This is a genomic window from Nostocoides sp. (genome assembly GCF_035343835.1).
Classification (GTDB): domain Bacteria; phylum Actinomycetota; class Actinomycetes; order Actinomycetales; family Dermatophilaceae; genus Nostocoides_A; species Nostocoides_A vanveenii.
The window spans coordinates 1-8324 of the sequence record NZ_DAOQZV010000112.1; the positions used below are offsets into that span (position 1 = coordinate 1).

10 protein-coding genes are annotated in these 8324 nt (G+C 69.7%); 6 read left to right on the forward strand and 4 right to left on the reverse strand.

The genetic code is table 11. From position 1 onward, the window contains the following. Positions 1-263: 263 nt before the first annotated feature. Positions 264-917, forward strand: coding sequence for a WYL domain-containing protein (locus PKH97_RS09440; protein ID WP_324387153.1), 654 nt, complete (start codon positions 264-266; stop codon positions 915-917). Between the two features lie 45 nt (positions 918-962). Here PKH97_RS09440 and PKH97_RS09445 read toward each other — a convergent pair whose 3' ends face one another. From PKH97_RS09445 to PKH97_RS09460, 4 genes are all read right to left on the reverse strand, one after another. Continuing rightward, on the reverse strand, positions 963-1154 hold the full coding sequence (locus PKH97_RS09445; RefSeq protein ID WP_324387154.1) for a hypothetical protein: 192 nt from the start codon (positions 1152-1154) through the stop codon (positions 963-965). Next, entirely contained in the window at positions 1151-1864 is a 714-nt protein-coding gene (locus tag PKH97_RS09450) for a hypothetical protein (RefSeq protein WP_324387155.1), read from the reverse strand. The genes PKH97_RS09445 and PKH97_RS09450 overlap by 4 nt, the downstream gene beginning before the upstream one ends. Before the next feature lie 172 nt (positions 1865-2036). After that, a complete protein-coding gene (locus PKH97_RS09455) occupies positions 2037-2174 on the reverse strand; it encodes a hypothetical protein (protein WP_324387156.1) in 138 nt (45 codons plus the stop codon). Between the two features lie 51 nt (positions 2175-2225). After that, positions 2226-2555 carry a metalloregulator ArsR/SmtB family transcription factor gene (locus tag PKH97_RS09460; protein WP_324387157.1) on the reverse strand — a complete coding sequence of 110 codons (330 nt, stop codon included), beginning with the start codon at positions 2553-2555 and terminating at the stop codon, positions 2226-2228. Positions 2556-2634: 79 nt separating this feature from the next. On the opposite strand from PKH97_RS09460, the gene arsM reads away from it, so the two are divergent. From arsM to PKH97_RS09485, 5 genes are all read left to right on the forward strand, one after another. Next, entirely contained in the window at positions 2635-3501 is an 867-nt protein-coding gene (gene arsM / locus PKH97_RS09465; RefSeq protein WP_324387158.1) for an arsenite methyltransferase, read from the forward strand. Between the two features lie 5 nt (positions 3502-3506). Further along, positions 3507-4607: an ACR3 family arsenite efflux transporter gene (arsB, locus tag PKH97_RS09470; protein WP_324387159.1), complete on the forward strand. Its 1101-nt coding sequence runs from the start codon at positions 3507-3509 to the stop codon at positions 4605-4607. Between the two features lie 97 nt (positions 4608-4704). Continuing rightward, complete coding sequence (locus PKH97_RS09475) at positions 4705-5940, forward strand: MFS transporter (RefSeq protein ID WP_324387160.1); 1236 nt, start codon at positions 4705-4707, stop codon at positions 5938-5940. Between the two features lie 251 nt (positions 5941-6191). Then, the gene (gene clpX / locus PKH97_RS09480) at positions 6192-7478 is read left to right on the forward strand and encodes an ATP-dependent Clp protease ATP-binding subunit ClpX (RefSeq protein WP_324387161.1); all 1287 of its coding nucleotides are present in this window, start codon (positions 6192-6194) and stop codon (positions 7476-7478) included. Positions 7479-7533: 55 nt separating this feature from the next. Next, entirely contained in the window at positions 7534-8214 is a 681-nt protein-coding gene (locus PKH97_RS09485; protein ID WP_324387162.1) for a hypothetical protein, read from the forward strand. Positions 8215-8324: the final 110 nt, after the last annotated feature.

An 8324-nucleotide genomic window follows, 5' to 3' on the forward strand; every position in this document is an offset into this window, starting at 1 on the left:
CCTGCACGATCTCGTAGCGGCCCCAGTGCCGCGTGAAGAGCGTGCCCATGCGGGAAGAGATGGTGTAGTCGCCGTTCGGCATGAAGATCGCCTCGGTCTGCATGCCCGTGCCGATCGGCGTGATCATCCCCCCTTGCCCCCGTCCGATCAGCCCGCCGTCGCGAAGCTGCGCCCGGGCGCTGCCGGCGCCGTTTCGAGACGAGGCCCTGGCTGCGGCCGATGCCGTCGTTCACGACCCCGCCGGCTGGGGTGAGCAGCAGGCGGTGTCGCCGGCCGACCACGTTCGGCGGACGCTCCAGGACGCCGTTGTCCGCCGCCGGCGGGTCGACCTGACGTATGCCGCGCCCACCGGATCGCAGTCGGTGCGCGTGGTCGATCCGTGGGGCCTGGCGGCCAAGGACGGCCGCTGGTATCTCGTCGCCGGCACCGACGCCGGGCGCCGGACCTTCCGGCTCGACCGGGTGGTCGTGGCCGACGTGCTCGACGCGCAGGCGACCAGACCCGCGGATCTCGACCTCGGCGCGGAGTGGGACCAGGTCGTGACGGCGGTCGAGGAGCGCCGCGCCGGACTGTGGGCCGACCTGCTCGTGGCGCCCGATGCGGTGCCGATGCTGCGGCGCACATTCGGGCGGCACACGGAAGTGGCGCAGGCGCGTTCGGACGGGGTGCCCGCCCGGGTGGCCGGCCTGAACGCGGACGTGCTGGCCCGGCGGCTGGCGAGCTTCGGCGGGTCGGTGCGCGTCCTCGGCCCGCCCGAGGTGCGCGAGCGGCTGCTCGAGGTCGCCCGAGGAAGCATTGCGGCCCAAGCGGATTCGGGCGCTACCGGCATCACCGGTGCAGGTCAGGAGTATTCGGGGCCCAGGTCGACGGTGGCGGTCAGGGTCCACCCGGGTCCGGGCTGGCCGAGCAATGGATAGGCCGTCGTCGTCGCGTCGACCTCGCTTGCCTCGGTGTCCGAGGCACTAGGCGATCTCGCCCTTGTCGGTGCGCAACGTGAGCTCCGCGACGGCGTCGTAGGGCGCGGTGAGCACAAGGCGCCCGGGAATCTGCCCGCGCCAGAAGGAGAATCGCCCGGGCTCGGTCGTGATTCGCACGCCCGGCACGCCGAGGTCGAAGCCGCCGCCGGCCCAAGCGACGTTTACCTCGCGGGTCACCGCGTGCACCAGCAGGCAGAAGTCGACGACGAGTTGGACCGCCTGGCTCGCTGCGTCGACGCCCCAAACCGACGGATAGGCGCCGTCGCCCCAGCCCGAGCTGGCGACCACACCGCACGGCTCGCCCGCGCCGAATCGGAGGAGCTCGGCGAGTGACTCGGTATCGACGACGAGGTCCTCGTAGGCGCTCTCCTTCCCCGGACGGTCGCCGCGGCATACGCGCCGATGCCGATGACGGCGAGGTTTCCGGCATCGACTCCGGCGACGTGACCGCCGTCCGACGCCGTGGCCGGATGCCAGGCCACCGGTGCATCTGGGCCGAAAGTGACGCGCAGAGCGGCGCACCGCTCGAAGGCTACCGCGATGTCGGCGGCATACTCCCGGGGCGGCACCGAGCGCGTCAGGGCCTTGATCATGGACGCGTCATAGGCGAAGTCGACGACCGCCAGGACCCCCGAACTCACCGTGAAGCGGCCGACGGGGCGGACCTCGATCCGCGTGCTGTCGCCGTCGTCGTCGACGATGTCGCGCTCGACGAAGAGCCGAGCCGGATCGAGCCGTGCGTAGTGCGGCGGCATCGCCGTCAGGGTCGCATCGGCGGTGGCCGACCCGGTCAGGGCGGACGCCCGCTCGGCCGGCATGAACGCCGCGTCCGGATCGTCGTGGAAGCCGTCGATGGCCGCGATCCGCCAGTCACCATCCAGACGCACCAGCCGGTATTCGAGGAAGCGCGGGCCGGTGCTTCGCGTCGGCGTCGCAGCGACCCGGGCGACATCGCCGTCGATGGCCGTTGCGGTCGTCAGCTGGCTTGTCGGGCCGAACTCCGGCGCGCCGGAAAACGCGCGGGCGAGCAGCTGCGCCCCCGGTTGGCGTGCCGATCCCCTAACGCAGCGAGCTGGGAATCCACGTCGCGAAGCCGTCGCCATCGTCGCCGTCGAAATGCGGCTGGGCAATGACCCACTGGGCTTCGTAATCAAGCAGGAAGGCGTCGATCCGGTCCTGGGGCGTGCTCGCCGTCATGATGGCGAGGGTAATGCTCGGCTGCCGCCGGACGGGCTGAGCCGTCCGGTCTCATGCGCCGGTGTGCAGTGGCGCCAGGACCGCTGTGAGCTCGGCCAAGGCATGCGGGCGGATCCAGTAGTAGACCCAGGTCCCGCGGCGCTCGCACTCGACGATGCCATTGTCGCGCAAGACTTTCAGGTGGTGGGAAATTGTCGGACCGGACAGCTCGAAGGCCCTGGTCAACTCGCAGACACACACCTCGGGCATGGCGGCGATCATCGACGCCAGGCGCAGCCGGACCGGGTCGCCGAGGGCCTTGAAGAGCGGGGCGAGGGCCTGTGCCCGGTCGGCATCGAGCGAGGCGATCGCCGGGGTGCAGCACATCACGTCCGAGGCCATGCCCCTATCTTGACAGATCTCGAAACAGCGGTCCAGACTGATTCTGCTTAGACGATCATCAATCCAAGGAGAGGGCGCCATGACCGCGTCCAGCGCGTCCCCGTCGGCAGCCGACGACATCCGAGAGGCCGTCCGCGAGCGGTATGCCGCGTCCGCCCGTTCCGCTCTGGCCGTTGCCGATGACTCGTGCTGCGGCACGCGGTGCTGCTCCGACGGGCCGGCCGCGTCCGATCCCATCAGCGGCGACCTCTACGACGCCGACGCCGTGCCGTCGGCCGGTGCGCTGGCGGCCTCGCTCGGGTGCGGGAACCCGACTCTGCTCGCCGACCTCCAGCCGGGGCAGGACGTGCTCGACCTCGGCTCCGGCGGCGGACTCGACGTCCTGCTCTCGGCGCGGCGCGTGGCGCCGGGGGGAACGGCATACGGGCTGGATATGACGCCCGAGATGCTGGACCTCGCGCGCCGCCACCAGGCCGAGGCGGGCATCGGCAATGCCGAGTTCATGCTCGGGACGATCGAGTCGATTCCGTTGCCGGACAACGCCGTCGACGTCGTCATCTCCAACTGCGTGATCAACCTTTCGGCCGACAAGGACGCGGTCCTGCGCGAAGCCGCGCGCGTGCTCCGGCCCGGCGGCCGGTTCGCCGTCTCCGACATCGTGCTGCTGCGCCCGCTGGCTCCGGAGCTCACCGGCATCGTGGCCCTGTGGACAGGGTGCATCGCCGGCGCGCTGCTCGAGACCGACTATGTCGCCCGGCTCACGGCGGCCGGTTTCGAGGACGCCTCGGTCGAGGTGACCCGGCGCTACACGCGTGCCGACCTGGAGGACCTCGCCGCGAGTCTGGCGCCCGCCGACTTGCCGACTGGCGTGGATGTGGCAGCGGCCGTCGACGCCCTGGACGGGGCGTTCGCGAGCGCCTTCGTGCGCGCGATCATGCCGGCCTGACGGCGATGACGACCGCGCTCGATGCGGCCGATCCCGTTGCCGCCCCGAAGCTTTCGCGGCTCGATCGGTTGCTGCCTGTCTGGATCGGGGCCGCCATGGTGCTCGGGCTGGCGCTGGGCCGCCTGGTCCCCGGCCTCGATTCGGCGCTGAGCCGGGTCGAGGTGGCCGGGATCTCGCTGCCCATCGCGATCGGGCTGCTGGTGATGATGTATCCCGTCCTGGCCAAGGTCCGCTACGACCGGCTCGACACCGTGACCTACGACAGGCGGCTGCTGGTGTCGTCACTGGTGCTGAACTGGCTGATCGGGCCGGCGCTGATGTTTGCGCTCGCGTGGCTGATGCTGCCGGACCTGCCTGCCTATCGCACCGGTCTGATCATCGTCGGCCTGGCGCGCTGCATCGCCATGGTCATCATCTGGAACGACCTCGCCTGCGGCGATCGCGAGGCCGCGGCCGTGCTGGTCGCGATCAATTCGCTCTTCCAGTTGGTCGCCTTCGCCGGCCTGGGCTGGTTCTATCTGACGGTGCTGCCGGGCTGGCTGGGACTGGCGAGCACGCACCTCGACGTCTCGCCAGGCGCGATCGCGGCCAGTGTGGCGGTTTTCCTCGGCATCCCGCTGGCCGCGGGCTATCTCTCGCGGCGCCTCGGTGAGGCCCGCCGCGGGCGCGCGTGGTACGAGGAGGAATTCCTCCCGCGGATCGGCCCGTGGGCGCTCTACGGGTTGCTCTTCACCGTCGTCCTGCTCTTCGCCCTGCAGGGCGAGCAGATCACTGCCCGGCCTTGGGATGTGGCGCGGATCGCGCTGCCTCTGCTTGCCTATTTTGCGCTGATGTGGGGCGGCGGCTATGGGCTCGGGCGCGCCCTCGGCTTCACGTATGCCCGCACCACGACGATGGCCTTCACCGCTGCGGGCAACAACTTCGAGTTGGCGATCGCCGTCGCCATCGCGACCTTCGGCGTCAGCTCCGGCCAGGCGTTGGCCGGCGTCGTCGGGCCGCTCATCGAGGTCCCGGTGCTCGTCGGATTGGTGTATGTCAGCCTGGCCCTGCGCCGGCGATTTTCCCACGCGGCCGGGCCCGCCGCGGCATACGGAGAGCGAGTATGACTGAGCCCACCGACCGCCGTGCGTCCGGGAAGCGGACCTCACCGACGGAATAAACCTCGCGCATGCGCTAGGCGCGCGCGGGTAGGCTCTCGCCCTCGTGGGACGCATCGGGGAAGCCATCGCACCGGCCCGGATGGGCCGCGACTTCCGGTGGCTGATGTCCTCCTCCTGGATCAGCAATATCGGCGACGGCATCGCCCTCGCGGCGGGGCCGCTCCTAGTCGCCTCGCAGACGCGCAACGCCGTCCTCGTGGCCCTGGCCGCCGCGCTCCAACGGGTGCCCACCTTGCTCTTCGGGCTGATCGCCGGGGCGATCGCCGACCGGATGGATCGCCGCACCCTGGTCGTGTTGGCGGACCTCAGCCGGCTGCTCGTCCTGGGCTTCCTCATCGCCACGCTTGCCACGGGGCATGTCAACATCACCATCGTCCTGGTCGTGATGTTTGTCCTGGGCTGTGCCGAGATCTTCGCCGATACCGCGTCGGGCACGATCTTGCCGATGCTGGTGGACAAGGCCGATCTCGGATTGGGCAACGCCCGGCTGATGGCCGGCTTCCTGACGGCCAACCAACTGGTGGGGCCGCCGGTCGGGGCCTTCTTGTTCGCCGCGGGGATGGCCTGGCCCTTCGTGACACAGACCGTGACCATGCTGCTCGGGATCGTGCTGATCCGGCGGATCGCGCGGCCCATGCACCCCGAGCGCGCGGATCTGGAGGACACGCACGTGCTGCGGGACATCGGCGAGGGTGTGCGCTGGCTGCTCGGCAATGCCGCCGTGCGCACCCTGGCCCTGGTCATCCTCGCGTTCAATGTCACGTGGGGTGCGGCGTGGTCGGTGCTCGTGCTCTACGCGCTCGACCACTTGCACATGGGGGAAGTCGGCTTCGGGCTGCTCACCACGGCAGCCGCGGTGGGCGGGATGGTGGGCACGCTGGCATACGGCCGGTTGGAGCGGCGCTTCCCGCTCGCGGGGCTGATGCGCACCTGCCTGCTGCTGGAGGTGCTCACGCATACGGCCCTGGCGCTGACGACGAACGGGTGGGTGGCGATCGCGATCATGGTGGTCTTCGGGGCGTATGCCTTCGTCTGGGGCACGCTCTCGACGGCCGTCCGGCAGCGCGCGGTGCCCACAGCCTTCCAGGGGCGGGTGAGCAGTGTCTACCTGGTCGGGCTCTTCGGTGGGCTGGTGGTTGGGCAACTGCTCGGTGGCGTGATCGCGCAGCGGTGGGGGCTGACCGCGCCCTTCTGGTTCGCCGCGGTCGGCTCCGGTCTGACGCTCGCGGCCGTATGGCGCCAGCTCGCCTATATCGCCCACGCCGATTCCGGGGAGTGAAGGGGGGCCGAGGCTGCAGTGGGGTGATCACCCTACTTACTGCACGGTAGGCCGGACTTCGGGCGGGGGTGAACGGCATACAGGCAGGTGGGGGAGGGGCGCGAGCTTCCGCTGTCAGCGGAACGGGTGCCGTCGCCGCGACATGTGGGTTTCAATGGTCGAAGCGGGCACCGGCGGCAGGTAGCGTCGGGGCACGACGGGCGCTTGGGTGCCCGATCCCACGGATTCGATGGTGAAGGGAGCACGAGCGGATGGCGCGCGCGGGCGAAGGCGGCGATTTGTTGAAGTGCTCCTTCTGCGGGAAGTCGCAGAAGCAGGTCAAGAAGCTGATCGCCGGACCGATGGTCTACATCTGCGACGAGTGCATCGATCTGTGCAACGAGATCATCGAGGAGGAGCTGGCGGAGTCGACCGACCTCGGCTTCGACGAGCTGCCCAAGCCCCGCGAGATCTTCGACTTCCTTAAGACCTACATCATCGGCCAGGAGCCGGCCAAGAAGGCGCTCGCCGTCGCCGTCTACAACCACTACAAGCGCATCCAGGCCGGTGACGGCTCGGGCAAGCGCGACGCCAATCACGTCGAGATCGCCAAGTCCAACATCCTGCTGATCGGGCCCACCGGGTGCGGCAAGACCTATCTCGCGCAAACCCTCGCCAAGATGCTCAACGTCCCTTTCGCGATCGCCGACGCGACCGCGTTGACCGAGGCCGGCTATGTCGGCGAGGACGTCGAGAACATCCTGCTGAAGCTCATCCAGGCCGCCGACTACGACGTCAAGCGCGCCGAGACCGGGATCATCTATATCGACGAGGTCGACAAGATCGCCCGCAAGTCCGAGAACCCCTCGATCACCCGCGATGTCTCGGGTGAAGGCGTGCAGCAGGCGTTGCTGAAGATCCTCGAGGGCACGACCGCGTCGGTGCCGCCGCAGGGTGGGCGCAAGCACCCGCACCAGGAGTTCATTCAGATCGACACCACCAATGTGCTCTTCATCGTCGGCGGGGCCTTCGCCGGTCTGGAGAAGCTCATCGAGGGGCGGATCGGCAAGAAGGGCCTCGGCTTCGGCTCCGAGTTGCACAACCCGAAGGATCTGGCCGAGGCGATCAGCGATGTGATGCCCGAGGACCTGATGAAGTTTGGCCTGATCCCGGAGTTCATCGGCCGGCTGCCGGTGATCACGACAGTCTCGCCGCTGGACTGCGAGGCGCTCGTGCGGATCCTGAGCGAACCCAAGAACGCCCTGGTCAAGCAGTACGCCAAGATGTTCGAGCTGGACGGCGTCGAGCTGGAGTTCACGCCGGACGCCCTGACCGCGATCGCCGAACAGGCGCTCAAGCGCGGCACCGGTGCGCGTGGCCTGCGGGCGATCATGGAAGAAGTCCTGATGCCGGTGATGTTCGACGTGCCCAGCGATGACGACATCGCCCGCGTGGTCGTCAGCCGCGAAACGGTGCTCGGCAATGTGCTGCCGACGATCGTGCGCCAGGCCGAGATCACCCCGCCACGCAAGCGCGCACCGCGCAAGCGCTCCGCCTGACACGGCATACGGATCGCAGCCGGCACGGGCGCGGCGGATCGGGTTGGATGAGGGTATGAGCCCGCCGTATCGCCTGCACACCGGCGACGCCGCGCCGGCGCAACAGAGTCAGGTCACCTGTGGTGCGGCGTGCCTGACCATCGCGCGGATGCTGGTCGACCCGGCCTTCGCGGCCTGGATCCTCACCGGTGACGGACCGCGTGCCGGTCTGCCGAACGCGGCCGATGCCGGGGCGCGCTTCGCGGCCTACGAACGCGTCGTCCATCGCCGCACCAACAGCCTGTATGCCGGCGGGGGCCGCCTCAATCTGCCGTGGCCTCGCCGCCTGGGCACGCCGCCATGGGGGGCGAAGAAAGAACTGGAGTTCGGCGCCTCGCGGCGCGGCACGCGGTATGACGTGGAAGTGCTGCGCTCCGACTCGACCCGGGCGTTGGACGCGCACTACGGGCGACTACTGCGCTTGGTGGCGGACGGTGAGCCGGCGCTGATCTATGTCGGCGACTCGGTCCTGCCGCGCCACGTCTGCCTGATCCTGCCCGATCGCGGCGACGGCAACCTCGAGGTCTACGAACCGACCGCCGGGCACGTCTTCGAATTCGGGCGGACCGCCTTCGTGGGGTCGGGGCTCGGCCTGGGCGGCTGGAATATCCCGTGGTTCACCGTGCAGCCGAGCGGGCTGATCCCGGCCCGCGAGTTCGGTTTCGCCCCAGGCTTTGCCGACGCCTCCCCGGCCTGAAACCCCCACCCTCCTGCACACCCATCCCGCCACCGCGGTCGTCTGGGTGCCACGCAGAGCGTGGGACCCACACGACCCTGAACCGGCCCGTCGACGCCCCTGAACCGGCC

Coding starts and splice junctions, on each gene's coding strand:
- PKH97_RS09455 (WP_324387156.1), bottom strand. CDS start 2,174: ATGACGGCGAGCACGCCCCAGGACCGGATCGACGCCTTCCTGCTTGAT.
- PKH97_RS09460 (WP_324387157.1), bottom strand. CDS start 2,555: ATGGCCTCGGACGTGATGTGCTGCACCCCGGCGATCGCCTCGCTCGAT.
- arsM (WP_324387158.1), top strand. CDS start 2,635: ATGACCGCGTCCAGCGCGTCCCCGTCGGCAGCCGACGACATCCGAGAG.
- arsB (WP_324387159.1), top strand. CDS start 3,507: ATGACGACCGCGCTCGATGCGGCCGATCCCGTTGCCGCCCCGAAGCTT.
- clpX (WP_324387161.1), top strand. CDS start 6,192: ATGGCGCGCGCGGGCGAAGGCGGCGATTTGTTGAAGTGCTCCTTCTGC.
- PKH97_RS09485 (WP_324387162.1), top strand. CDS start 7,534: ATGAGCCCGCCGTATCGCCTGCACACCGGCGACGCCGCGCCGGCGCAA.